The organism is Sphingomonas sp. BK235 (genome assembly GCF_004345855.1).
Lineage (GTDB): Bacteria > Pseudomonadota > Alphaproteobacteria > Sphingomonadales > Sphingomonadaceae > Sphingomonas.
This window is the reverse complement of sequence record NZ_SLXN01000001.1, coordinates 161,200-185,538: the sequence shown is the minus strand read 5'-3', so window position 1 is coordinate 185,538 and position 24,339 is coordinate 161,200. Positions and strand designations below refer to the sequence as shown.

The following is a 24,339-nucleotide window of genomic DNA, read 5'->3' as shown; positions in this document are numbered from 1 at the left end:
TCTGGCGGGCATGACCGCCTTCATCACCGCCGCGGGCCAGGGCATCGGCCGCGCCACCGCCGAGCTGTTCGCGCGCGAGGGCGCGCGCGTCATCGCCAGCGACATCGACCTCGCCAAGCTCGACGGCCTCGACGCCGAGACGCTCCCGCTCGACGTGCGCGACGCCGCCGCGGTCGCGGCGCTGCCGGGACGGGCCGGGCCGGTCGACGTGCTCGTCAACTGCGCCGGCTTCGTCCACAGCGGCACGATCCTCGATTGCGACGAGGACGACTGGGCCTTCTCGAACGAGCTCAACGTCACCGCCATGTACCGCACAACGCGCGCCTTCCTGCCGGCGATGCTGGAGCGCGGCGGCGGCAGCATCGTCAACGTCGCGTCGATCGCCAGCTCGATCAAGGGCATCCCCAACCGCTTCGCTTATGGCGCCACCAAAGCGGCGGTGATCGGGCTGACCAAGGCGGTCGCGGCCGATTTCGTCGCGCGCGGGGTGCGCTGCAACGCGATCTGCCCGGGCACGATCGACTCGCCCTCGCTCCAGCAGCGGCTCCACGACACCGGCGATTATGCCAAGGCGCGCGCCGAATTCACCGCGCGACAGCCGATGGGGCGGCTCGGGCGACCCGAGGAGGTCGCCGCGCTGGCGCTGTATCTCGCCAGCGACGAATCCGCGTTCACGACCGGCCAAGCGCACATCATCGACGGGGGCTGGATCAATTGACCCAGCGCCACGTCCTGCTGCTCGACCTCGTCGACGAGCCGGAGTCGATCGCGCGCTACGAGGCGTGGCATGCCGCCGGCGCGGTGCCCAAGCCGGTGGTGGCGAGCATCCGCGCCGCGGGGATCGCGGCGATGCAGATCTTCCGTAGCGGCAACCGGCTAGTGATGGTGATGGACGTCACCGCGGCGTTCGACCCCGCGGCGAAGGCGCGCGCCGATGCCGCCGACCCCGACGTGGTCGCCTGGGAGACGCTGATGGACGGCTTCCAGCAGCGCCTGCCCTGGGCGGCGGCGGGGGAGAAGTGGGTCGAGGCCGGGCTGATCTTCGACCTCGCGGCGCAGTGATCGCCCCGCCTCGCTGACGCCCGACGGCTCACCCCGCGTCCCACGCGCCGACCACCGCCTCGCCGACGGCGGGGCGCAGCGTGAAGATCACGCCGTCGCCGTGACGCGTCGGATGGACGCGGTTGGTCAGCAGCGTCCACGCCAGCCCGCGCGCGTGGTCGACCCACAGCCCCGTGCCGGTGAAACCGGTGTGACCGATCGTTCCCGCCGAACAGGCCTGTCCACCCGACCAGTCGGGGTGACGCACCTCCCAGCCATGGGTGCGGACCCCGTTCACGGGCGTCCGCATCGCGGCCAGCGCCGCCGGTGAATCGCCGCTGCCGTCGAGCAGCGAGAGCGCCGCGTCGAGCACGCCGTCGACGGTGCCGAACAGCCCGGCATGGCCGGTCCGCCCGCCCAGCGCGAAACAATTCTCGTCATGCACCTCGCCCTGGATCACGCGCCCGCGCCAGGTGCAGCGCTCGGTGGCGACCGCGGGCCCGGGCGGCGGCGACCAGCCGAGCCCGTCGCTGCCGAGCGGCAGCTGGTCCAGTCCCGCGCCGGTCAGCCGCTCCAGCGCGATGCCGAGCAGGATGAAGTTGATGTCGGAATAGACCGGCGGCCCGTGACGCCATTGGCGCTGGAGCACGAAGGCACGCAGCCGCGCGGGATCGTCGCCATAGGTGTAGATCGGCTCGACCGCGGGCAGGAAGGTGCGGTGGACCAGACAGTCGCGGAAGGTGATGCGCCGCTCCGCCGCGCCTGCCACGTCATATTGCCGCAGGTCGGGGATCGCGTCGGTGAGCGGCCGGTCGAGATCGATCCGCCCCGCGTCGGCGAGCCGCAGCACGTGCCGCGTGGTGGCGAGCACCTTGCTGACCGAGGCGAGATCGAACCAATGCGCGCGGGTGAGCGGCTCGGGGCTCGGCTCGCGCCGCGCGAGCCCGGCCCAGCGCACCGCGCGCGCGCCGTCGCGCGCCACCACGCCCAGGGTCGCACCGGGGATGCGTCCGGCCGCGACCATCTCCGCGGCGGGTGCGAAGCCGAGATCGGCGACCTGCTCGATCATGCCGCCACCCCGTCATCGGCGCGCGGGCGTAGCCGCGACAGAAAGGGAATGAAGGGCAGCACGGCGAGGCTGAGCGCGCCCGACAGCAGGAAGAAGCCGTCATAGCCGATCGCGCCGACGATCGCGCCGCCCGCGCCGGCGAGCAGCCGCGGCAGCAGGAAGGCGAAACCGGTCAGAAAGGCATATTGCGCCCCCGGGAAGCGCGGGTTGACCAGCAGCGAGAGGTAGACGACGAACACCGCGCCCGCCATGCCGTTGCCGAACTGGTCGGCGGCGGTGGCGAGGTACAGCGCGGGCTCGCCGGCCGGGCGATGCGCCAGCCAGACGAAGCCGAGATTGCCGATCGCCGCCACCACCGCCCCCATCGCGAGCGCGGCGGGCATCGCGGCGCGCGTGACCAGCCAGCCGCCCGCGCCCACCCCCGCGACGCTCGCGCCCAGCGCGATCAGGCTGTCGGCGCGTCCGATCTGGCTGAGCGTATAGCCCGCCTCCTTGATCATCGGCTTGGACAGGTTGAGCGCGAGCACGTCGCCCATGCGATACAGCGACACGAACGCCATCAGCCCGATCGCCGCGCCGCCATAGCGCCAGAAGAAGTCGACATAGGGGCCGAGCGCGGCGGAGCGGCGCCAGCGCGACCCCGGCGCGGCGCGGCGGATTCGCGGCAGTGCCGCCGCCATCGCGACGAAGGGCACGAGGCACAGCGCCAGGACATAGGGCGTGACGTTGCTCGCCCCGCCGATCCCCGCCGCCGCGGCGAGCGACAGCGCGAGCCAGCCCAGCGCGGCGGTGACGAGCGCGAGCGCGATCAGGATCGCGACCGCCGCGGCGAGCCCCGCGGCGAGCGCGCGCCAGCGCCCGCCGCGCGCGTCCCGCCCCGGCTGCGGCGCGGTCGCGACCAGCAGCGGGAAGGGCAGGAAGGCGGCGGCCGCTATCGCGAGATAAGCGAGCGTCCAGCCCCCGGCGTCGGCGAGGAGCAGCGCGCCCGATCCCGCCGCCACCATCGCGCCGCGATAGCCCCACAGGTTCGCCGCGACGATCGGCCCCTGCTGGTCCTGCGTCGGAAACAGCTCGATCCGCCACGCGTCGGCGGCGATCTCCAGCGTCGTGGTCCAGAAGGCGAGCAATACCGCGAACAGCGCGGTCAGCGGCAGGCTGGCGTCCGACGCGGTCAGCGCCATCGCCACGGTGGCGGCGACGATGCCGAGCTGCGCCAGCATGATCCAGCCGCGCCGCTTGCCCCAGAAGCGCGCGAAGCCGGGAACGTCGTAGCGATCGAGCAGCGGCGCCCAGACGAACTTGAAGGTCGGCAGCAATTGTACCCAGGCGAAGAAGCCGATCACGGTGAGCGCGACACCATGCGCCTGGAGCCGCAGCGCGAGCACGGTGGAGAAGAGATAGAAGGGCAGCCCCGCGGCGAAACCGAGCAGCGCGTAGAGCGGCATGCCATGCGGCGCCGTGGCGGCGGGATCGGCGGCGGGTGGGTCGAGCGCGACCGCGGCGTCGGTCATCGGTGGCTTCCGCAGGAGACGAGCGCACGAACCTCCGCGCGCGACGCGCCCGCGTCAAGCGCGCGGCGGCGGAGCGAGCCGGGACGGCGTGCGGTGCGGCGATCGGCCGATCGTCGCGCCCGCGCGCCTTATCCCTCGCGCTCCAGCGTGCGGCGGTCGGCGTTCGCGACGCCGACGACGCGGAGCAATTCCACGGCGCTGTACGGCTTGGCGAGCAGCCGGGTGCCGTCCTCGAGGTGCTCTACCGCGGCGATGTCGCCGCTGGCCATCACGATCCGCACCCCCGGGCGCAGCGCGCGCGCGCGCTCCGCCAGCGCGAGCCCCGAACTGCCGGGCAGGTGGATGTCGGTCACCAGCACGTCGATCGGCGCGGTCTGGAGCGCGGCCATCGCCTCCTCCGCGCTCGCCGCCTCGACCACCACCTGACCCGCTTCCTGAAGCACCTCGGCGGTGGCCGAGCGGATCAGCGCGTCGTCCTCGACCAGCAGCACGGTGGCACGCGCCGGGGCGGCGGCGGGATCATGCTCCGGCGCGGACAGGGCCGCGGACGCCACACGGGACGGCAGCGCCGCGCGCTGGCGCTGGTTGGCGAGCACGTGGCGGATCTTCCGCGCCAGCGCCTCGCGCGTATAGGGCTTGGACAGCAGCTCCACCCCCGCGTCGAGCCGCCCGCCGTGGACGATCGAATTCTCGGTATAGCCCGAGGTGAACAGCACCGCCATGTCGGGCAGCCGCTCGCGCGCCTTGCGCGCCAGTTCGGGGCTCTTGAGCGTGCCCGGCATCACCACATCGGTGAACAGCAGGTCGATCGCGATGCCGCTCTCCACCACATGGAGCGCGCTCTGCGCGTCCACCGCCTTGAGCACGCGATAGCCGAGGTCGGCGAGCAGCTCGATCACGGTGGCGCGGACCTCGTCGTCGTCCTCCACCACCAGCACCGTCTCGGTGCCGCCGGTGATCGGGCCGATGTCGACCGCCACCTCGACGTCCTCGCTCTCCATCGCGCGCGGCAGATACAGCCGGATCGTCGTCCCGTGCCCCGGCTCCGAGTAGATGTTGACGTGCCCGCCCGACTGTTTGACGAAGCCATAGACCATCGACAGGCCGAGCCCCGATCCCTTGCCCTCGGCCTTGGTCGAGAAGAAAGGCTCGAACACCTTCTCCAGCACCTCGGCCGTCATGCCCGAGCCGGTGTCGCTGACCGCCAGCATGACATATTGGCCCGCGGTCACCTCGTCGTGGAGGCGCGCGTAATCGTCGTCGAGATAAGCGTTGGCCAGCTCGATCGTCAGCTTGCCCTGCCCCTCCATCGCGTCGCGCGCGTTGATCGCGAGGTTGAGCAGCGCGTTCTCGATCTGGCCCGGGTCGATGAAGGTGTTCCACAGCCCCCCGCCGAACACCGTCTCCACCTCGATCCCCTCGCCGATCGCGCGGCGCAGCATGTCGTCCATGCCGCGCACGAAGCGCGTGACGTTGACCGTCTTCGGCTCCAGCGCCTGGCGCCGCCCGAACGCGAGCAGCTGCGACGCCAGCCGCGACCCGCGCGACACGCCCGCCAGCGCGTTGGCGACGCGCGTCTCGGCACGCTCGTTCCCCGCGATGTCCTTCTGCAGCAGCTGGAGGTTGCCCGAGACGACCTGGAGCAGGTTGTTGAAGTCGTGCGCCACGCCCCCGGTGAGCTTGCCCACCGTCTCCATCTTCTGCGCCTGCGCCAGCTTGGCCTCGGCGGCGCGGCGCGTCGCGATCTCGTCGATCACGCGCGTCTCCAGCGTCTCGTTGAGCTGGCGCAACTGGTCTTCCGCGCGCTCGCGGTGATGCACCTGGCGCTCGAGCTGCTCGGCATGGTCGCGCAGCGCGGCCTCGGCGGCGCGCTGGTGCGTGATATCGGTATGGACGCCGACCCATTCGGCGATCGCGCCGCTGGCGTCGAGCCGCGGCACCGCGCGGATCGCGAAGGTGCGCCAGGCGCCGCAATGGCGCCGCACGCGATGCTCGAACACGAAGGTGGTCTTGGCCGCGACCGCCTGTTCCCACGCCGCCAGCGTCGGCGCGACATCGTCGGGATGGACCGCGGAGGACCAGCCATGGCCTTGGTAATCGTCGAACGACTGGCCGGTGAGCAAGGCCCAGCCCGGCTGCTCGCCGATCATCCGCCCATGGGCGTCGTTGGTCCACAGCACGCCGTGCATCGCCTCCATCGCGGCGCGGAAGCGTGCGTTGCTGGCGTGGAGCGCCTCCTCGCGGCGGACGCGCTCCTCGATGTCGAGCACGATCACCTGGAAGCCGGTGACGCTGCCATCGGCGGCGCGGCGCGGCAGGTAGCGCACGTCGGCGCGTCGCCAGCTGCCGTCGCCGTGCTGGATCGACGAATCGGACACGATCGTCTCGCCCGCGAGCGCGCGGTCCATCAGCGCGCGGCGCTGAGCGTAATTCTCCTCGCCGATGACGTCGCGCGCGTGGCGGCCGACCACCTCGTCCGGGCTCAACCCGAACCACTCGAGGTAATAACGATTGGCGAAGCGGAAGACGTGGTCGCGGTCGATGAACGACACCAGCAGCGGCAGCGCGTCGGTGACGGTGCGCAGCTCGGCCTCGCTGTCGGCGAGTTGTCGCTCCAGCGAGACGCGCCCCGTGTTGTCGATCACGGTACACAGCACGCCGCCCACCGCGCCGTCGCCGTCATAGACCGGTGTGTAATAGAGGTCGAAGACGAGCGGCGCCGGCACACCGTCGCGCAGCAAGGTCAGCGACTGGTCGCGGTAGGAGACGATCTCGCCGGCGAAACCGCGCTCCAGGATCGCGCGGTTCCACTCCCAGATCTCGGGAAAGACGGTGGCCGCGCTCTGCCCCATCGCGGCGGGATGATGCTCGCCCGCGATCGCGCGATAGGCGTCATTGTAGAGCATCACGCCCTCGCGACCCCACATCAGCACCTTGGGCACCGGCGAGTTGACCACGTTGGCGACGGTGGTGCGCAGCTGCGGCGACCAATCGCCCAGCGCGCCGAGCCCGCTGCGCCCCCAGTCGCGCGCGCGGATCAGCGCGCCGGTCTCGCCCCCGCCGACGAGCCACGGCACCGCCGCCCCGGGCGCGCCGCGCTCGCGCAGCAGCCGCAGTGCGGTGCGCACCACCTCGCTGGCATTGCCGTAATCGCCGGAGGCGAGGGCGTCGGTGATGAAGGTCTCGAGCTCGGGGGTCAGCGACACGTTGCGCGACTGGCGTTGGGTCATGCGCGGCAATCTGGCCTCCGTTGGCAGTGTGTCAATGAGTGTCAGCCGCGATGTCACTGATCTGTGTTGGCTTTCGATCCGGTTACGGCGCAGCGACGGGGCGTGGTGAACCGATCGCGGCCCGCGGGGGTTACCCCCGCGCAACGACGAGAGGATGCCCCATGCCGCCGCAGCTCAAGCCGATCGACCAGCAGGTGATCCTGATCACCGGCGCCAGCTCGGGCATCGGGCTCGTCACCGCGCGCACCGCGGCGAAGCGCGGCGCCAAGGTGGTGCTGGTCGCGCGCGACGGCGAGACGCTCGCCACGGTCGCGCGCGAGATCGAGGCGGCGGGCGGCAAGGCCGAGTTCGCCACCGCGGACGTCGGCGACCTGCGCGACGTCCAGCGCGCCGCCAGCAAGGCGGTGGAGCGGTTCGGGCGCATCGACACCTGGGTGAACGCCGCCGGGGTGGCGATCTATGCCAAGCTGGTCGACACGCCGATGGACGAGCACGAGCAACTGCTGCGCACCAATTATCTCGGCACGGTTCACGGCTGCCTCACCGCGGTGGAGCAGCTCCAGCGCGACGGCGGCGCGCTCATCACGATCGGCTCGATCGTCGGCGACATCCCCACCGCGGGGATGGGTGCCTATGCCGCGAGCAAGCATGCGGTGAAGGGCTATGTCGACTCGCTGCGGATCGAGCTGGAGGGCGACCGGCTGCCGATCTCGGTGACGCTGGTGAAACCATCGGGGATCGACACGCCGATCGCGGAACATGCCGCCAATCATCTCGACGGCGCCGCGCTGCTGCCGCCGCCGGTCTACGCCCCCGAGCTGGTCGCCGAGGCGATCCTGGAAGCGGCGCAGCATCCGAAGCGCGACATCACCGTGGGCGGGACCGGGCGGTTGCAGGTGCTGGTGGCGGAGCATTTCCCGCCGCTGCTCGACAAGCTCGGCCATCGACTGCTGCCGATGCTGCAGGATCGCACGCGCGCGCCGACGCGACGCGACAATCTGCTCGTGCCCTTCGACGGCGGGCGCGAGCGCTCGCACGACCAGCACGGCCGCGCGGTGAGCCTGTACGACGCCGCCGGACGACACAAGTTCGCCACCGCCACCGCGGTGGGCGCGGGGCTGGGGCTGGCGGTGCTGGCACGGCTGCGCGGCCGGGGATGAGCGCGTGCCTCTTCTACTTAGGTTAGACACTTGGCGGGGAACGTCCCGGGCCCCGATCGGGTTTGTCCTGTAGATCAACAGGGTAGATCATATTTATGGGTCAGGCATGCGGCACCACCGTCCTCCTCGTCGAGGATGAGCTGTTCGTTCGCATGATCGGTGCCGACGCGCTCGCCGACGCAGGCTATCGCGTGATCGAGGCGGGCGACGCCGACGAGGCACTCGCGCGGCTCGAGCGCAGCGACGACGTGCAGGTGCTGTTCACCGATATCCGCATGCCGGGCTCGATGGACGGGCTCGCGCTCGCCAGCGAGGTCCACCGTCGCTGGCCCTCGATCCGTATCCTGTTGACCTCGGGGGACACGCGCCCGACGCGCGCGGTGATCCCCGACGCGGGGCGCTTCCTCGCCAAGCCGTATCGCTTCGACGCGCTGTCGCGCGAACTGGACGCGCTGCTCGCCGGCTAAACCCCGCCCTACCATCGCCTTTCCGGCGCCCTACTTCCATGGCAACAGCGGTGGATGCCGCGTTTCGCCTTCTATGACCTCGATCGCACCGTCACCCGCCTGCCGACCTGGTCCGCCTTCCTGTTCTTCGCCGCGGCGCGCCGCGCGCCATGGCGGCTGGCGCTGCTGCCGCTGCTCGCCGCACCCGCGCTGGCGCAGCGCGCGGGGTGGATCTCGCGTGACCGGCTGAAGGAAGTGATGCACGCGCTGTTCCTCGGCCGCGCGCTGCCCGCCGCGGCCGAGGCCAGGCTCGCCGCCGATTTCGCCGCGCGCGTGCTGGCGCGCAACATCCGGCCGGGAGCACGCGCGCAGATCGCGGCCGATCGCGCCGCGGGCTATCGCGTGGTGCTCGCCACCGCGGCGCACCGCTTCTACGCCGAGGCGATCGCGCGCGCGCTCGGGATCGAGGACGTCATCGCCACCGAGGCACGGCGGACGGACGACGGCGCGCTGGCGCACCTACTCGACGGCGCGAACGTCTATGGCGCGGCCAAGCTGGCCGCGGTGGAGCGCTGGCTCGCGGCGCGCGGCGTGGCGCGCGGCGACGCCTGGGTGCGCGTCTATTCGGACCATGCGTCGGACGCGCCCAGCCTCGCCTTCGCCGACGAGGGCTTCGCGGTGAACCCGCACCGCCGGCTTCGCGCCCTCGCGGCCGAACGGCACTGGCCGGTCCTCGACTGGAGCGCGCGCGCCGCCCCCATCCCCGCTCCCACCGCCTCGGAGCAGCCAGCATGCGCGCGGTGATCCTGAGCGCGGGGCGCGGATCGCGCCTGCTGCCGCTCACCGAGATGATGCCGAAATGCCTCGTCCCGGTCGGCGGGCGCGCGATCCTCGACCATCAGCTCGACGCGCTGGCGGCGGCGGGCGCGAGCGCGGCGATCGTGGTGGCGGGTTACCGCTTCGATCAGGTCGGGGCGCATCTCGCGACGCATCAGCCGCCGCTGCCGGTCGAGCTGCGCTTCAATCCCTTCTGGTCGGTGTCGAGCAGCATCGGCAGCGCGTGGATCGCGCGCGACGCGTTCGCCGACGCTTTCTGCCTCATCAACGGCGACACGACGCTGACCGGCGCGATCCTGGCGCGCGCCTTCGCCGCGCCGCGCGCGCCGGTCGCGCTGGTGGTCGAGCCGCTCGCTGGCGCCGCGCTGGACGACATGCTCGTCCGCGTCGTCGACGGACGCGTGACCGCGGTGGCCAAGTCGCTGGCGCCCGAGCAGGCGACGCATCGCTCGCTCGGCGTGATCGTGGCGGGGGCGCGCAGCGGCTATGGCGCGGTGCTCGACCGCGTCATCGCCGCGGAGGACGGCATCCACGCCTATCATCACGACGTCGTCGCCGCGCTCGCGGCGCAGGGGCAGGTCGCCGCGATCGTCGAGGACAGCGGCGGCTGGGTCGAGATCGACCGGCCCGAGGACATCAGCCGCTGGGACGCGCGCTCGGCGCCACCGACGTGACCCCGCGCGTCGCCTTCCTGCTGCTGGGCGAGACGCTGCTGATCCCGCACCTCTTCCCGATCGTGGAGAAGCTGGCGGAGCGCTCGCCGGATCTGCCGATCGACCTGTGGGTGTCGAACGCCGCGGTGGAGTGGCTGGTCACGCCCTGGGCCGCGCCCTGGGCGAACGTGCGGGTGCGGCGCAGCCCCGGCTTCCGCCACGACGCGCGCCCCGCCCCCAAGCTGGCGACGCTGGCGCGGCTGGTGCCGCGGCTCGCGCGCGTGCCCGTGGTGGTGTGCGCCGAGCAGACCAGCCTGTGGATCCCGCGGCTGCTGCCGTGGCTGCCGCCGCGCTTCGTCAAGACGTCGCACGGCGTCGGCTCGATGAGCGCGCGCGACGACCCGCGCCGGATGGCGGCGCATCACACGCTCGTGCCCAGCGAGCAGGAGCGGCAGACCTATCTGGCGCGCGGGATGCCCGCGGAGCGGATCGTCGCCACCGGCTATGTCAAGGCGGCGTTCCGCCAGCGCACCCCGGCGCGCGCGCTGTTCGAGACGCCGCGCCCCACCCTGCTCTATGCGCCGCACTGGCAGCCGCATCGCTCGTCCTGGCCGGCCTGGGGACAAGCGATCGTGACCGCGCTCGCCGCGCAACGCGCGTGGAACGTGATCCTGGCGCCGCACCAGCGGCTGGTCGAGCGCGCGCCGGAGCTGCGCGCCGCGCTCGCCGCGGTGGCCGATCTCCCGCACGTCCACTGCGACCTCGACTCCTTCGCGATGGTGGACGGCAGCTACACCGCCGCCGCCGACCTGTATCTGGGCGACACGTCGAGCCAGCTGATCGAGTTCCTGATCCGTCCGCGCCCCGCGGTCTTCCTCGACCCGCTCGCGCGCCAGTGGGAGGACGATCCCGATTATGCGATGTGGCGCGCGGGCGAGGTGGTGACCGACCTCGACGCGCTGCTGCCCGCGATCGCGCGCGCGCCTGAACGCCATGCGCATTTCGTTTCGGCGCAGCGGGAGATCGCCGAGGCGGCCCTGGGCGACTCCTCCGGTGCCGGCGCCGCGCGCGCGGCGGACGAGGTGCTGCGGGTGCTCGCCACGGCGACGGCCGGACGCTAGAGGCGCTGCGCATGCGCGACGGTGACCTTACCGAGACGCGGCCCGTGGTGGTGCCGCTCAACCACAATGACACGCCCTTGTGGGGAATGAGCGCGCGCGAGCGGCTGCGCCGGATCGCGGCGGCGCGCGGGCTCGCGCTCGCCGAGGCCGGGGCGGGCGACGGTGCCCCGGTGATCCTCGCCGACCTGCGCTTCGCCTTCGATCCGGCCTGGATCGACTGGCTGGCGCGGCGCCCCGGCACGGTGCTGACGCGCGACGGCGAACCGTTTCTCGCGCATGTCGCGGCGGCGGACCGCGCCGCGACGACGCGCGCGATCGAGGCGCGCGCGCCGCTGCCACCGGGGCTGGAGACGATCGCGGCCGAGCGCGACGAGGGCATCTTCAACGAGGCGCTGCGCAAGCGCGAGCGCCCCTTCGCCGAGCGGCTGGTGCCCGAACAGGTCGCGCTGATCGAGCGCGCCAGCTATGTCGGCGCGTACAAGGGGGTGACCGACCTCCTGACCAAATATCTCTGGCCCGAATGGGCCTTCGCGCTGACCCGCCTGGCGGCACGGCTGGGGCTTTCCCCCAACATGATCACCGCGATCGGATCGGTGCTGTGCGTCGTGGCGACGATCGCCTTCTGGTACGGCTGGTTCTGGACCGGACTGGCGACCGGGCTGATCTTCATGGTGCTCGACACGGTCGACGGAAAGCTGGCGCGCTGCACCATCACCTCGTCCAAGCTGGGCAATGCCTGGGACCATGGCGTCGATCTGGTCCATCCGCCGTTCTGGTGGTGGGCCTGGGCGGCGGGATGCGCGCCCTACGGCCGGCCGCTCGACGACACCACCTTCTGGGCGGTGATGGCCGCGATGCTGGTCGGCTATGTCGCGCAGCGGCTGATCGAGGGCGCGTTCATCGTGCGCTTCGGCATGCACATCCACGTGTGGGAGCGGTTCGACAGCCGCTTCCGCCTCGTCACCGCGCGGCGCAACCCGAACATGGTCATCCTGTTCGCGCTGCTGCTCGTCGGGCGTCCCGACTGGGGCATCATCGCGGTGGCGGGGTGGACGATCGTGTCGCTCCTCGTCCATCTCGTCCGCCTCGGCCAGGCGATGGTGGCGGCGCAGCGCGGGGCGACGCTGGTGAGCTGGCTCGCCTGAGCGCCGCCGCGCGAGCGGTTGCACCGCGCGGCCGACGACCCATATCGCGCGCATGTTTCGTGTCTTAACTATTCTGACGGGGGCGGTCGCGAGCGTCGCGCTGGCGGCGCCCGCGGCCGCGCAGCCGGGAACCTGTCTCGGCACGCGCGCGGCGAACAGCGTGCGCCTCACCGTGGTGTCGACCGACCTGCGCAACGCCGCGGGCGAGGTGGCGGTCACCGTCTATCCCGACGACTCGCGCCGTTTCCTCGCCAAAAAGGGCAAGCTGGCGCGCGCGCGCGTGCCGACGCGCGCGCCCGAGACCAGCACCTGCTTCTGGGTCGCGCCCGGTCATTATGCGGTCGCCATGTATCATGACGAGAACGGCGACCATGATTTCAATCGCACGCTGTTCTCGATCAAGGAAGGGTTCGGCTTCTCCAACGACGCCCCGACCACGCTGGGCCTGCCGCGGTTCGAGCGCGTGCGCTTCGCCGTCGGGCCGGGCGACACGTCGATCCGAATCAAGACGCGCTATGCCCGATAAGCGGTCGATGCGCGGGTCATTGCGGCTAAGCGCCTGAGCTGCCACAATTCGGCCAGTATCTCTCGTACAAGCGGCCTGTGACAATTTCGTGAGGAGCGGCGTTCAGGTGAACCCCGGGATCGGCAATGCTGTGACACTCGCGCCCGCCGCGGTGGGCGATCTGCTGAAGGAGCAGATCGCGCCGCAGCTGCTCGAGCGCACCGGACGGCGCGCGGTGGTACCGCCGCCGCTGGCGCCGTCGCGCGTCGGGGTGATCGGCAATCCGCTCAGCCGCCGCAACCGCGCCCATGCCTTCTCCGAGCGGGTCGAGGGCGAGGTGATGACGCGCGCGCCCACCAGCCAGCGCGCGCTGGCCGAGGCGCTGGTCGAGCTCGCCGCGGCGCGGATCGAACTGCTGGTGGTCGACGGCGGCGACGGCACCGTCCGCGACGTGCTCACCGCCGCCCCCGCCGCCTTCGGCAGCGCGATGCCGACGGTGGCGGTGATCCCGTCGGGCAAGACCAACGCGCTCGCGATCGATCTCGGCGTGCCCGCGACCTGGACCGCGACCGACGCGCGCGCCGCCTTCGCCGCGGGTCGCGTCGAGACGCGCACCCCGGTGGAGATCACGCGCGAGGATGGCGTGACGCTGCGCGGCTTTCTGTTCGGCGCGGGCGGCTTCGTCCGCGCCACCGAGCTGGCGCAACGCACCCATGCGATCGGCGCGTTCGGCGGGATCGCGGTGGGCCTGTCGGTGGCAGGCGCGATCGCGCAGACCGTCTTCGGCGGCCGCGACAATCCGTGGCGCGCGGGCGAGCCGATGAAGATGGCGAACCTGCGCGACGGCACCGCGCGGACGCAGGATCTCTATCTGCTGCTCGGCTCGACGCTGCGACGCTTGCCGCTGGGGCTGCGCCCGCTCGGCGCCAATCGCGCGGGGCTCAATTTGCTCGCGGTGGAGGCGCCGCCGCGGCTGCTGCCGCTCGCCGCGCCCGCGATCCTGGCGGGGCGCGAGGGCGGCTGGCTGGAGCGCGCCGGCTATCACCATTGCCACGACGTGCCCGCCTTCCAGCTCGATCTGCGCGGCGGCTTCATCCTCGACGGCGAAGCCTTCGCCGCCGAGTCGATCACGGTTCGAACCGGGGCACCGATCCGCTTCGTCACTCCGTGACCACGCTGGGCGACCTGGTGGAGGAGGAATTGGGCCGCCCCGTCCTCCCGATCATCGCCGACGCGGCCCATGCCATCGCGCGGCGTGTCGGCGGCGGGGCGGTGCTGTTCTACGGCTCGGTGCTGCGGACCGGCGACCTCGACGGCGTGCTCGACTTCTACGTGCTGCGCCCGCCCTCGACCCGTCCGGGGCTGTTGAGCCGGCTGATCTGGCCCGACGTGAGCTACCATGAGGTGGAGACCGGCGGGCGGATCGTGCGCGCCAAGGTCGCCGCGATGCAGCTCGCCACGTTCGAGCGCGCGGCGCGCGGCGCGACGCTGGACACCACGATCTGGGCGCGCTTCGTCCAGCCGTCCGCGCTGATCTGGTCGCAGGACGAGGCGACGCGGCAGCGCGTCACCGCGGCGGTGGCGGATGCGGCGGTCACCGCGGGCTGGTTCACCGCGCTGCACGGCGCCGCGGGGGCGGCCGCGGGCGACCATTGGCGCGCACTGTTCCGCGCGACCTACACGACCGAGCTGCGCGTCGAGGCGCCCGGGCGCGAGGACCAGATCCTGGGCTATGACCGCGGCCGCTACGACGCGCTGCTGCCGCTGGCGTGGCGATCGGGTGGGATCGCCTTCGAGCAACGCGACGCCGCGCTGCGCGCGCGCCCGACCGTGCGCCAGTCGCGCGCGATCGCCGCGGCGTGGCTGCGCGTCGCGCGCGCGGGCAAGTGGCTCAACCTGATCCGGCTCACCAAGGCGGCCTTCACCTTCGAGGGCGCGGCGCGCTACGGCCTGTGGAAGATCGAGCGCCACACCGGGGTGCGGATCGCGCTGACACCGTTCCGCGAACGCCACCCGATCCTCGCCGCGCCCGGCGTGTTCTGGCGCGTGTGGCGGCGATCGGCATGATCCCCGCCGCACTCGTGCTGGCCGGTTCGCGCGGCGGCATCGATCCGGTCGCAGCGGCGGCGGGGGTCTCCGACAAGGCGCTCGCCGAGCTGGGCGGACGGACGATGCTGGCGCGCGTGGTCGAGGCGCTACACGCCGCGGGCGTGGCGCAGGTGGCGGTGTCCGCCACCAGCCCGACGGTGGTGGCCGCGGCGGAGCGGCTCGGCGCCACGCCGCTCCCCACGGAGCCCGGGCCGAGCGCGAGCACCGCGCTGGCGCTGGAGCGGCTCGGCGCGCCGCTGCTCGTTACTACCGGCGACCACGCGCTGCTGCGCCCCGAGTGGGTGACCGACTTCGTCGCCGCGGTGCCGGCCGACGCGGACGTCGCGGTGCTGCTCGCGCGGCGCGAGGCGATCGAGCGCGCGGCGCCGGGATCGCGGCGCACCTATCTGCGCTTCGCCGACGGCCATTGGTCCGGCTGCAACCTCTTCTATCTCGCGACCCCGCAGGCCGCCGCGATGATCCGGCTGTGGCAGGAGGTGGAGCGCGATCGCAAGCGACCGTGGCGGATCGTGCGGCGGCTCGGGCCGGGGCTGTTGCTGCGCTATCTGGCGGGGCGGCTGACGCTGGCCGCGGCGGTGGCGCATCTCGGCCGGCGCGCGGGCGTGACCGCGGCGATCGTCGCGGCGGCCGACGGGCTCGCCGCGGTCGACGTCGACACGCCCGCCGATCTCGACGACGCGCGCGCGCGGCTGGCTCAGCGCGCCGCGGCCGAGCGCGCGTAGCGTCGCACCAGCACGCCCAGCAGCAGCGCGCCGACCAGCGACGCGCCGAACACGCCGATGCTCGCCCCCGCCGCACCGATCCGCGGCAGCAGCGACAGCGACAGCGCGAGCTGCACCGCCACCCCCGCCGCGCGCGCCGCCATCGCCGCGCCCGAGCGGTCGGCGGCGAGCAGCACGGGCTCGAGCGCGACCACCGCGAGATCGATCGACCCCGCCGCCGCCAGCCACAGCAGCAGCCAATAGGCATCGCCGTAACTGGCGTCGCCGCCGACCAGCACCAGCAGCGGCCGCCCCACCAGCGCGATCAGCAGCAGGATCACGAGCGCGCCGAGGCTGCTCGCGCCCACCATCCGCGCGAGCTTGCCCGCGATCTCGCCGGGCGCGGCGCCGCGGACGGTGCGGACCACCTCGGGGAAGGCCGCGCGCGCGATCAGCTGCGCCAGCTTGGCGAGCGCCTGCGCGATCTGCAGCGCCAGCCGGAACGCGCCCGCCGCGGCCGGGCCGACGAAGCCGCCGACGAGCAGCAGCGGCAGCTGCTTGGTCGCCAGCCCGAGCGACGAGACGAGATTGCTGTTGACCAGGAAGCGCCCGATCTGCGGGTTCTCCGCCGCGACCGCGCGATCGAGCCGGGCACGCCACATCCGCGCGGCATCACCGTGGCGCACGAGCAGCAGCCAATAGGCCGCGGCGGTGACGATCTCCGCGACGCTCCACGCCCAGAGGAACGCCTGGAGCGTCGGCATCAGCGCCGCCGCGAGCACCGCGCCGACGAAGCGCACGATCGGGGTGACGCTGTCCGCCGCCGCCGCCTCGCGGAAGCGGTCTGACAGCCGCAGGATGCCCACCGCGGTGGAGCGGATCGACAGCAATTGCGCGGCGGTGAGGATCACGGTGTCGCGCAGCAGCTCCGCCGAGATGCCGAGCCGGTCGCTCCACACCGACAGGATCAGCGCGGCGAGCGCGACCCCCAGGACCGCGCTGCCCGCGTCGAGCAGCATGCAGGCGCGATACAACCGACCCAGCGCCGCCTCGTCGCCGCGGGTGCGATGATCCATCCCGAAGCGGACCACCACCTGCCACGTCTGGAACCCGACCAGCACCGCCAGCCCCTGCGCCGCGCCGGTGACCAGCGCGAAGCGGCCGAAGTCGGCGAGCCCCAGAGTGCGCGTCGCCAGCCCGAGATACAGCAGCGACAGCACCGCCAGCACGCCGCGGCTGGCGAGCAGCCAGCCCAGGTTGCGCAGCGCGGCACGCATCGCGCCGCCGGGATAGGGCGCTGATTCTCCGGGATCGGCCGTCATCCGCCTCGCCTAATTGGCCCGCCCCGTCGCAGCAAGCGACGGTGACACCGCGTCGCGTCGCGCCTACATGGCGCTGCCGGTCGCGATCCCCGCGCCGTATCGGGAGAGCCACCATCTGCGGCATCGCCGGCCTGTACGCGCCGCGGCTCGGCCCGGTCGCCCCGGAGACGGTCGCGCGCCAGTGCGACACGATCCTTCACCGCGGCCCCGACAGCCACGGGCTCCACGTCGACGGCGATCTCGGGATCGGGATGCGCCGGCTGAGCATCATCGATCTCGCGGGCAGCGACCAGCCGATCTTCAGCGAGGATCGCCGCCACGCCATCGTCTTCAACGGCGAGATCTACAATTACCGCGCGCTGCGCGACGAGTTGCGCGCGCTCGGCCACCGCTTCGCGACCCAGGGCGATACCGAGGTGATCCTGGCGGCGTGGCGGCAATGGGGCGACGCCGCCTGGGAGCGGCTCGACGGCATGTTCGCCGCCGCGATCTGGGACGGCGAGACCCGGCGGCTGACGCTGGCGCGCGACCAACTCGGCATCAAGCCGCTCTATTACAGCTGGCAGGGCGGGCGCCTGGCGTTCGGGTCCGAGCTGAAGGCGCTGCTCGTCGTGCCGGGGCTGCGCTTCGATCCCGATCCGCGCGCGGTCCACGATTATTTCAGCTTCGGCCATGTCCGCGCGCCGCGCTCGATCTACCGCCAGGTCGCGGTGCTGCCGCCCGGTCACGTGCTGCGGCTCGATCCCGGCGGCGAGCCCCGCCTCGAGGCGTTCTGGCGCGCCCGCTACGAGCGCGCGCCCGCGCGCGCCGACGACGACTGGGTCGAGGCGTTCCGCGCGACCTGGCTGGAGGCGGTGCGCGCGCAGATGCTGGCGGCCGACGTCGACGTCGGCGCCTTTCTCTCGGGCGGGGTCGATTCGTCCGCGGTGGTGGCCGCGATGGCGCGGCAGTCGGAGCGGCCGATCAAGACCTTCACGATCGGCTTCGCCGAGCGCGCCTATGACGAATCGCCCTATGCCGAGGCCGTGGCGCGGCATCTCGGCTGCGTCCACCGCACGCATCGCATCGACCCGCAGCAAGCCTGGGCGGTGCTGCCCGCGATCCAGCGCGCCTATGACGAGCCCTTCGCCGATCCGTCCGCGGTGCCGACCTGGTATCTCAGCGAGGTGGCGGCCAGCGAGGTCAAGGTGGTGCTCTCGGGCGACGGCGGCGACGAGCTGTTCTTCGGCTACAAGCGCCATCTCACCGAGCGCCGCATCGCGCGCCTCCCCGCGGCGGTGCGCCACGGCATGCGCGGGTTCGCCGCGCTGCCCCCGCTGCCGTGGGAGGCGGGCAATCGCACGCTCCAGCGCTGGCAGAAGACTGCGCGCAGCGCCGCGCTGTCGAGCGGCGTCGCGCGCTTCTTCGCCAAGACCCAGATCACCGCGCCCGAGCTGCGGCGCCGACTGTTCGCGGGCACCTTGCTCGATGGACAGGACGGCGCCGACGCGATCGAGGCGCTCGCGCGCGATCACTACCCCGATCCTGCGGCGATCTCGCCCGATGGGCTCGAACAATTCGCGATGGCGGACCTGCAGCTCAACCTGCCCGCCGCGATGCTGACCAAGGTCGACCGCGCGAGCATGGCGCACTCGCTGGAGGTGCGCGTGCCGATGCTGGCGCAGTCGGTGGTGGCGCTGGCGCTGCGCATGCCCGCGGACGTCAAGCTGCGCGCGGGCGTGGGCAAATATCCGGTGCGCGCGGCGGTGGCACCGTGGCTGCCGCCCGGCCTGCTCGACCGCCGCAAACAGGGTTTTCAGATGCCCGTCGGCGAATGGTTCCGCGGCGACCTCGACGGTTACGCGCGCGAGCTGTGGCGCGACAGCGGGGTGAGCGCGTCGGGGCTGCTCAACCCGGCGGCGGTGGAGGCGTGCTTCGCCGAGCATCGCGCGGGACGCCGCGACCACGGCCGGCTGCTCTACGCGCTGAGCCTGTTCTGCCTCTGGTGGTCGAGCCGGCCGGCCGCTTGAGACCACGCCCTCCCACTTCCATGGTACCGCTACCGAAAAGCGCTTGAGCGATAACGTTCACTTGGGCAGAAGCGGTCATATCAATCGGAGGGGAAAGACGATGAACCGCAGGACGGCGCGCTGGGCGCGAACGCTACCGCTCGGGCTGCTCGCGCTCGGCACACAGGCGGTCGCCGAGCCGGTCGCCACGGTCGATCGCAACGGCAGCCTCGTCGCGATCGAGCCCTATGCCCCGAACATCGTCCGCGTCACCATCGCCACCGAGCGCGACCAGGCCGACGGCAAGCCCGGCTACGGCATCAGCGCCGCCGCCGACGCCGCGGGCTGGTCGCACAGCACCACCCAGGCGGGCGACGTCTTCGCCTCGGGCGCGCTGACCGTCACCGTCAAGGCGCAGCCCTGGCCCGGCGCGCCGAGTCAGATGCAGCGCTATTTCGCCCCCTCGCTGCCGCCGGTCTCGGTCGCGATCACCACCGCCGACGGGCGCACCATCACCATGGGCGGCTGGTCGTTGGCGCCGCACATCGTCTCGGGCGAGAAGACCTTCCTCGCCGGCGCCAGCTTCGAGGCCGATCCGAACGAGCATTTCTACGGGCTCGGGCAGAACCAGGAGGGTATCCTCGACCTGCGCGGGCGCACGATCGACTGCCGCCACTGGTATGACGCGCCGGCGGGTGAGCAGGTCTGCGTGCCCGTCCTCGTCTCCAGCCGCAACTACGCGATCGTGTGGGACAATCCCTCCGCCACCCGGGTCTCGCCGGGGATCCACGGCCAGACCCGTTTCGAGAGCGAGGTGGGTGACCGGGTCAGCTTCTTCGTCATCACCGGCAAATCGAGCGACGAGCTCTACGCCGGCTATGCCAAATTGACTGGCAAGACCCCGCTGCCGCCCAAGGCCGCGTTCGGGCTGATCCAGTCCAAGGCGCGCTACGAGAGCCAGCAGGAGCTGATGGCGGTGGCGGACGGCTATCGCAGCCGCGGCTATCCCCTCGATATAATGGTGCTCGACTGGTTCCACTGGACCCGCATGGGCCAGCTCGACATCGACCGGAACTTCTTCCCCGATCCCGCCGGCATGAACCGCGAGCTGCACCAGCGCGGGCTGCACTCGATCATCTCGGTTTGGCCGCGTTTCGAGAAGGAGAGCCGCTACTTCAACGAGCTGGACGCGAAGGGCTGGTTCCTCAAGGACGCCGACGGCAAGACCGTCGACGGCCTGCCGGTACGCTCCGACCGCGCCGGCGCGCTGATCGATTCGACCAATCCCGCCGCGCGCGGCTGGTTCTGGGGCAAGGTGCGCGACAACATCCTCAGCCAGGGCTTCGACTATCTCTGGCTCGACGAGACCGAGCCCGATCTCGTGCCCGACGGCTATTTCTACTCGATCGGCTCGGGCGACCGCTACCACAACGTCTTCCCGCTGCTCCACACCGACGGCGCGGCCGAGGGATCGCGGCGCGATCGCCCCGACTTCCGCAACATGATCCTGTGCCGGGCGGCCTATCTCGGCACGCAGGCGAACGGCTGCCTGTTCTGGTCGTCGGACATCCAGTCGACCTGGGAATCGCTGCGCCGCCAGGTACCGACCGGTCTCAACATGACCGCCTCGGGCATCGCGCTGTGGTCGAGCGACACCGGCGGCTGGCAATATCCCGGCAGCAGCAAGCCGGCGCACGCGCCGCTGCTCAGCCCGGCGGGCGCCACCGCGATGGGCGCGAACTATCCGGATTATCCCGAGCTGTTCGTGCGCTGGTTCCAGTATAACAGCTTCACCCCGACGCTGCGCATCCACGGCCAGCGTCCGGCGACCGCGATCTGGGACTACGGCGCCGCGGCCGAGCCGATCCTGGCGAGCTGGTCGAAGCTGCGCTACTCGCTGCTGCCGTACATCTACCCGCTGGCGCGGACCACCTACGAGACCGGCGCGCCGTTCATGCGTGCGCTGTGGATGGACTTCGCCAGCGACCCGCAGGTGGCGACGGTCGGCGACGAATATATGTTCGGCCCCGCCTTCCTGGTGGCGCCCGTGACCGAGCAGGGCGCGACCAGCCGCCGCGTGTACCTGCCCGCGGGCAGCGACTGGTATGATTGGTGGACCAACCAGAAGCATGCCGGCGGCCAGTGGATCGACGCCGCCGCGCCGATCGAGCGCATGCCGCTGTTCGTCCGCGCGGGCTCGATCGTGCCGATCGGCGCGCCGGTGGCGAACACGTCGGAGAAGCAGGCGCTGGCCGAGATCCGCGTGTTCCCGGGCCGCGACGCGACCGCGCGCCTGTATGACGACGACGGCACCAGCGAGGCGTATCGCAAGACCGGCGGCCGCAGCGCGACGCTGCGCTGGGACGAGGCGGCGGGCCGGCTCACCGCCGCGGGCGCGCTGCCGACCGGCCAATCGGTGGCGGGGCTGGTGAAGGTGGTGGGGCGGTAGCGCGGCGTGTCGCTGGGACGATGGCGTTGGTGACCTCCGTCGCCATCCTCACCGCCGCCGTCTCCCTCACCTTCGTCACCTCCCTCACCTTCGTCACCTCACTCACCTTCGTCACCTCCCTCACCTTCATCACCTCCCTCCACCTCCGTCATCCCGGACTTGTTCCGGGATCCAGCCTTCCGCGAGAGCAACGGCCGAAGAGGATGCGGCCCGGTGGATCCCGGAACAAGTCCGGGATGACGGTACGGGGAAAGGCATGGCCCGACGTTCACCGCCGCTCCCTCATCGCGACGAAGTCCTTGACCGCGCGCCCCCTCCCCCGCCTACACAGCGTCTGACAGGCGACGACGCGCGCCACGGGAGAGGACGCCGATGATCGAGGACAGCGCGGGCGAGGACGAGCGCCGCTATCGCGCGCCCGCGCTGGAGAAGGGGCTCGACATCCTTGAGCTGCTCGCCGCCGCGCCCAGCCCCCTCACCTTCACCGCGATCGTCAACCGGCTCGGCCGCAGTCACGGCGAGTTGTTCCGCATGGTGCAGGTGCTCCAGTTCCGCGGCTACCTCGATCAGGACCCGAGCGACGACGGCTATTTCCTCACCGATCGGCTGTTCTCGCTCGGCATGAAGCAGCCGCGCACGCAGAGCCTGGTCGAGGTCGCGCTGCCGGTGATGCGGCAGCTGTCGCTCGACATCCAGCAGTCGTGCCACCTCGCGCTGCACACGCTGGGCGAGATGGTGGTGGTGGCGCGGATGGAATCGAGCGAGCAGCTCGGCTTCTCGGTCCGCGTGGGCTATCGCAAGCCGCTGGCGCAGGTCGCCTCGGGCGCGGTGCTCTACGCCTTCCAGCCCGAGGACGTGCGGCGCCGCTGGGAGGCGCTGCTCGACCCGCCGCTCTCGCCCGAGGAACTCGCCGCCTTCCGCGCGCACGCCGACGCGGTGCGCGAGCGCCGTGTCGAGCTGACCCCCAGCCCGTTCGTCACCGGCGTCACCGACATCTCCGCGCCGGTGATGCGCGGCGGGGCGGCGGCAGCGGCGCTGACCGTGCCGTTCCTCAAGAAGATCGGCGCCGACCTGCTGCCGCGCGCCGCCGCCAAGGCGGTGCGCGCGGCGGCGGACGCGATCTCGGCGCAGCTCGTCGAGGCGGACAGCCGGCTGTACTGAGCGGCGGTCTTGGCGCCCGCCTTCGACGCTCGCCGCCCGCGCCGCCTCTGCCGCTGCGGTCCGCGCCGCCCCCGCCCCTGCCGCTGGCGTCATCCTGAGCTTGTCTCAGGATCCACCGTGCCGCATCCCTGCGCGCGAGGCTCTTGCCGCACCGTGGATCCTGAAACGAGTTCAGGATGACGTAGTTGACTGTGCAGACGCCCTCATCCCCGTTGTGCGCACCCGTGAAAATCGGTAGCACCGACGAACACATCGACAGGGGGAGGCGGCATCATTCTCGGCAATCGCGACGCAGCGGTCGGCACACCCGCACCGGGAGCAGCAGCATGACCGTAATCACCGGCCTGCAGGTGCTCGACCTGCGCTTCCCGACCTCGGCCTCGCTCGACGGCTCGGACGCGATGAACCCCGATCCGGATTATTCCGCGGCCTATTGCATCCTCGAGACCGACACGCCCGGCCTCGCAGGCCATGGCCTCACCTTCACGATCGGGCGCGGCAACGACCTGTGCTGCGCCGCGATCGAGGCGCTGCGCCCACTGGTCGTCGGGCTCGATCTCGCCACCGTGTGCGCCGACGGCGCCGCCTTCTGGCGTCGCGTCACCGGGGATAGCCAGCTACGCTGGGTCGGCCCCGACAAGGGCGTGATCCACCTCGCCACCGGCGCGGTGGTCAACGCGGTGTGGGACCTGCTCGCCAAGCAAGCGGGCAAGCCGCTGTGGCGGCTGGTCGCGGAGATGACGCCGGCCGAGCTGGTGCGACAGATCCCCTTCACCTACCTCACCGATTACATCACCGAGGAGGAGGCGCTGGCGCTGCTCACCGCGCGCGCGGCGGGCAAGGAACAGCGCATCGCCGAACTCGAGCGCTCCGGCTATCCCTGCTACACCACCTCGGCGGGCTGGCTCGGCTATTCGGACGAGAAGCTGGAGCGGCTGTGCCGCGAGGCGATCGCCGAGGGCTTTCGCCACGTCAAGCTCAAGGTCGGCGTCAGCCTCGAGGACGACGTCCGCCGCGTCGGCATCGCGCGCCAAGCGATCGGCGACGACGCGGTGCTGATGATCGACGCCAATCAGGTGTGGGAGGTCGGCCAGGCGATCGATCACGTCAACGCGCTCGCCTTCGCGCGGCCCTGGTTCATCGAGGAGCCGACCAGCCCCGACGACGTCGCCGGCCATGCCGCGATCCGCCGCGGCGTCGCCCCGGTCCAGGTCGCGACCGGCGAGATGTGCCAGAACCGCATTGTGTTCAAGCAGTTCATCGCCGAGGGCGCGATCGACGTGGTGCAGATCGACGCCTGCCGCCTGGGCGGCGTCAACGAGGTGCTGGCGGTGCTGCTGATGGCGGCCAAGGCCGAGCTGCCGGTCTGCCCGCACGCCGGCGGCGTGGGGCTGTGCGAATATGTCCAGCATCTCGCGATGATCGACTATCTCTGCTTCGCCGGCACCGCCGAGGGACGCGTGGCGGAATATGTCGACCATCTCCACGAGCATTTCCTCGAGCCCTGCGTCGTCCGCGACGGCGCCTATCAGGCACCGACTGCGCCGGGCTATTCGATCGAGATGCGGCCCGAGACGCTGGTGGCGTACCGCCACGGCTGAGCGGGCACGATCCTTCCCACGGGCGGCAGGGCGATCGCATCGGCCAATTGGTAGAGCGTCCGCTCGCCCCCTGCCGTCCCGTCATCCCGGGCTCGACCCGGGATCCATGGCGCCGCATACCGATAAGCCGTCGTTCTCGCGGCACCATGGATCCCGGATCGAGCCCGGGATGACGGCGGGACGGGAACCGGGAGGATCGTGCCTCACCTGCCTTGATCCCCCTCGACGCGCTGGCGCTACCCTCCCCGCGGGGCTGTGCTAGGGTGCGCGCCGACGCGAGGCGGAGGACG

20 protein-coding genes are annotated in these 24,339 nt (G+C 71.9%); 16 read left to right on the top strand and 4 right to left on the bottom strand.

The features are described 5' to 3' along the window. Positions 1 to 10: 10 nt before the first annotated feature. Both EV292_RS00885 and EV292_RS00880 read left to right on the top strand, forming a co-directional pair. Positions 11 to 718 carry an SDR family oxidoreductase gene (locus EV292_RS00885; RefSeq protein WP_243693615.1) on the top strand — a complete coding sequence of 236 codons (708 nt, stop codon included), beginning with the start codon at positions 11 to 13 and terminating at the stop codon, positions 716 to 718. Then, positions 715 to 1,062: an L-rhamnose mutarotase gene (locus EV292_RS00880; protein WP_132907317.1), complete on the top strand. Its 348-nt coding sequence runs from the start codon at positions 715 to 717 to the stop codon at positions 1,060 to 1,062. Before EV292_RS00885 ends, EV292_RS00880 begins: the two co-directional genes overlap by 4 nt. A 28-nt stretch (positions 1,063 to 1,090) precedes the next feature. On the opposite strand, the gene EV292_RS00875 is transcribed toward EV292_RS00880, so the two are convergent. The 3 genes from EV292_RS00875 to EV292_RS00865 form a co-directional block, all read right to left on the bottom strand. Beyond that, positions 1,091 to 2,110 carry a serine hydrolase gene (locus EV292_RS00875; protein ID WP_132907316.1) on the bottom strand — a complete coding sequence of 340 codons (1,020 nt, stop codon included), beginning with the start codon at positions 2,108 to 2,110 and terminating at the stop codon, positions 1,091 to 1,093. Beyond that, entirely contained in the window at positions 2,107 to 3,621 is a 1,515-nt protein-coding gene (locus EV292_RS00870; protein ID WP_243693534.1) for a permease, read from the bottom strand. Before EV292_RS00870 ends, EV292_RS00875 begins: the two co-directional genes overlap by 4 nt. A 128-nt stretch (positions 3,622 to 3,749) precedes the next feature. Continuing rightward, positions 3,750 to 6,851 (bottom strand): type II toxin-antitoxin system ParD family antitoxin, encoded by a 3,102-nt coding sequence (locus tag EV292_RS00865; RefSeq protein ID WP_132907315.1) that lies wholly within the window; start codon positions 6,849 to 6,851, stop codon positions 3,750 to 3,752. A gap of 161 nt (positions 6,852 to 7,012) precedes the next feature. On the opposite strand from EV292_RS00865, the gene EV292_RS00860 reads away from it, so the two are divergent. The 10 genes from EV292_RS00860 (at position 7,013) to EV292_RS00815 (ending at position 15,549) form a co-directional block, all read left to right on the top strand. Continuing rightward, positions 7,013 to 8,011 carry an SDR family oxidoreductase gene (locus EV292_RS00860; RefSeq protein ID WP_132907314.1) on the top strand — a complete coding sequence of 333 codons (999 nt, stop codon included), beginning with the start codon at positions 7,013 to 7,015 and terminating at the stop codon, positions 8,009 to 8,011. A 95-nt stretch (positions 8,012 to 8,106) separates the two neighbouring features. After that, on the top strand, positions 8,107 to 8,478 hold the full coding sequence (locus tag EV292_RS00855) for a response regulator (RefSeq protein WP_132907313.1): 372 nt from the start codon (positions 8,107 to 8,109) through the stop codon (positions 8,476 to 8,478). Positions 8,479 to 8,532: 54 nt separating this feature from the next. Further along, positions 8,533 to 9,261: an HAD-IB family hydrolase gene (locus EV292_RS00850; protein WP_132907312.1), complete on the top strand. Its 729-nt coding sequence runs from the start codon at positions 8,533 to 8,535 to the stop codon at positions 9,259 to 9,261. Next, on the top strand, positions 9,249 to 9,968 hold the full coding sequence (locus tag EV292_RS00845) for an NTP transferase domain-containing protein (protein WP_132907311.1): 720 nt from the start codon (positions 9,249 to 9,251) through the stop codon (positions 9,966 to 9,968). Before EV292_RS00850 ends, EV292_RS00845 begins: the two co-directional genes overlap by 13 nt. Then, positions 9,965 to 11,068, top strand: a complete 1,104-nt coding sequence (locus EV292_RS00840; RefSeq protein WP_132907310.1) for a hypothetical protein — start codon at positions 9,965 to 9,967, stop codon at positions 11,066 to 11,068. The genes EV292_RS00845 and EV292_RS00840 overlap by 4 nt, the downstream gene beginning before the upstream one ends. 11 nt (positions 11,069 to 11,079) lie before the next feature. Next, complete coding sequence (locus tag EV292_RS00835) at positions 11,080 to 12,213, top strand: CDP-alcohol phosphatidyltransferase family protein (protein ID WP_132907309.1); 1,134 nt, start codon at positions 11,080 to 11,082, stop codon at positions 12,211 to 12,213. A 52-nt stretch (positions 12,214 to 12,265) separates the two neighbouring features. Further along, the gene (locus tag EV292_RS00830; RefSeq protein WP_132907308.1) at positions 12,266 to 12,739 is read left to right on the top strand and encodes a DUF2141 domain-containing protein; all 474 of its coding nucleotides are present in this window, start codon (positions 12,266 to 12,268) and stop codon (positions 12,737 to 12,739) included. 106 nt (positions 12,740 to 12,845) lie between these two features. After that, entirely contained in the window at positions 12,846 to 13,889 is a 1,044-nt protein-coding gene (locus tag EV292_RS00825; protein ID WP_132907307.1) for a diacylglycerol kinase family protein, read from the top strand. Next, positions 13,886 to 14,785 (top strand): hypothetical protein, encoded by a 900-nt coding sequence (locus EV292_RS00820; RefSeq protein WP_132907306.1) that lies wholly within the window; start codon positions 13,886 to 13,888, stop codon positions 14,783 to 14,785. Before EV292_RS00825 ends, EV292_RS00820 begins: the two co-directional genes overlap by 4 nt. Further along, positions 14,782 to 15,549: a nucleotidyltransferase family protein gene (locus EV292_RS00815; protein WP_132907305.1), complete on the top strand. Its 768-nt coding sequence runs from the start codon at positions 14,782 to 14,784 to the stop codon at positions 15,547 to 15,549. Before EV292_RS00820 ends, EV292_RS00815 begins: the two co-directional genes overlap by 4 nt. On the opposite strand, the gene EV292_RS00810 is transcribed toward EV292_RS00815, so the two are convergent. Next, the gene (locus EV292_RS00810) at positions 15,522 to 16,850 is read right to left on the bottom strand and encodes a lipopolysaccharide biosynthesis protein (protein ID WP_132907304.1); all 1,329 of its coding nucleotides are present in this window, start codon (positions 16,848 to 16,850) and stop codon (positions 15,522 to 15,524) included. The two genes, EV292_RS00815 and EV292_RS00810, sit on opposite strands and share 28 nt — an antisense overlap. Before the next feature lie 41 nt (positions 16,851 to 16,891). Between EV292_RS00810 and asnB the strand changes: the two genes are divergently transcribed. The 4 genes from asnB to EV292_RS00790 all read left to right on the top strand — a co-directional run bounded on the left by asnB (position 16,892) and on the right by EV292_RS00790 (position 24,049). Continuing rightward, the gene (gene asnB, locus EV292_RS00805) at positions 16,892 to 18,859 is read left to right on the top strand and encodes an asparagine synthase (glutamine-hydrolyzing) (protein ID WP_243693533.1); all 1,968 of its coding nucleotides are present in this window, start codon (positions 16,892 to 16,894) and stop codon (positions 18,857 to 18,859) included. A 100-nt stretch (positions 18,860 to 18,959) separates the two neighbouring features. Beyond that, on the top strand, positions 18,960 to 21,287 hold the full coding sequence (locus tag EV292_RS00800) for a TIM-barrel domain-containing protein (RefSeq protein WP_132907303.1): 2,328 nt from the start codon (positions 18,960 to 18,962) through the stop codon (positions 21,285 to 21,287). A 372-nt stretch (positions 21,288 to 21,659) separates the two neighbouring features. Beyond that, positions 21,660 to 22,448, top strand: a complete 789-nt coding sequence (locus tag EV292_RS00795; RefSeq protein WP_132907302.1) for an IclR family transcriptional regulator — start codon at positions 21,660 to 21,662, stop codon at positions 22,446 to 22,448. 326 nt (positions 22,449 to 22,774) lie between these two features. Beyond that, positions 22,775 to 24,049, top strand: a complete 1,275-nt coding sequence (locus EV292_RS00790) for an L-fuconate dehydratase (RefSeq protein ID WP_132907301.1) — start codon at positions 22,775 to 22,777, stop codon at positions 24,047 to 24,049. The last annotated feature ends 290 nt before the right edge of the window (positions 24,050 to 24,339 follow it).

What these genes read in the sequence shown, in the direction of transcription:
- EV292_RS00885 (WP_243693615.1), top strand. Translation starts at nt 11, where the DNA reads ATGACCGCCTTCATCACCGCCGCGGGCCAGGGCATCGGCCGCGCCACC.
- EV292_RS00860 (WP_132907314.1), top strand. Translation starts at nt 7,013, where the DNA reads ATGCCGCCGCAGCTCAAGCCGATCGACCAGCAGGTGATCCTGATCACC.
- EV292_RS00835 (WP_132907309.1), top strand. Translation starts at nt 11,080, where the DNA reads ATGCGCGACGGTGACCTTACCGAGACGCGGCCCGTGGTGGTGCCGCTC.
- EV292_RS00855 (WP_132907313.1), top strand. Translation starts at nt 8,107, where the DNA reads ATGGGTCAGGCATGCGGCACCACCGTCCTCCTCGTCGAGGATGAGCTG.
- EV292_RS00870 (WP_243693534.1), bottom strand. Translation starts at nt 3,621, where the DNA reads ATGACCGACGCCGCGGTCGCGCTCGACCCACCCGCCGCCGATCCCGCC.
- EV292_RS00830 (WP_132907308.1), top strand. Translation starts at nt 12,266, where the DNA reads ATGTTTCGTGTCTTAACTATTCTGACGGGGGCGGTCGCGAGCGTCGCG.
- EV292_RS00800 (WP_132907303.1), top strand. Translation starts at nt 18,960, where the DNA reads ATGAACCGCAGGACGGCGCGCTGGGCGCGAACGCTACCGCTCGGGCTG.
- EV292_RS00845 (WP_132907311.1), top strand. Translation starts at nt 9,249, where the DNA reads ATGCGCGCGGTGATCCTGAGCGCGGGGCGCGGATCGCGCCTGCTGCCG.
- EV292_RS00790 (WP_132907301.1), top strand. Translation starts at nt 22,775, where the DNA reads ATGACCGTAATCACCGGCCTGCAGGTGCTCGACCTGCGCTTCCCGACC.
- EV292_RS00795 (WP_132907302.1), top strand. Translation starts at nt 21,660, where the DNA reads ATGATCGAGGACAGCGCGGGCGAGGACGAGCGCCGCTATCGCGCGCCC.
- EV292_RS00810 (WP_132907304.1), bottom strand. Translation starts at nt 16,850, where the DNA reads ATGACGGCCGATCCCGGAGAATCAGCGCCCTATCCCGGCGGCGCGATG.
- EV292_RS00875 (WP_132907316.1), bottom strand. Translation starts at nt 2,110, where the DNA reads ATGATCGAGCAGGTCGCCGATCTCGGCTTCGCACCCGCCGCGGAGATG.
- EV292_RS00850 (WP_132907312.1), top strand. Translation starts at nt 8,533, where the DNA reads ATGCCGCGTTTCGCCTTCTATGACCTCGATCGCACCGTCACCCGCCTG.
- EV292_RS00815 (WP_132907305.1), top strand. Translation starts at nt 14,782, where the DNA reads ATGATCCCCGCCGCACTCGTGCTGGCCGGTTCGCGCGGCGGCATCGAT.
- EV292_RS00865 (WP_132907315.1), bottom strand. Translation starts at nt 6,851, where the DNA reads ATGACCCAACGCCAGTCGCGCAACGTGTCGCTGACCCCCGAGCTCGAG.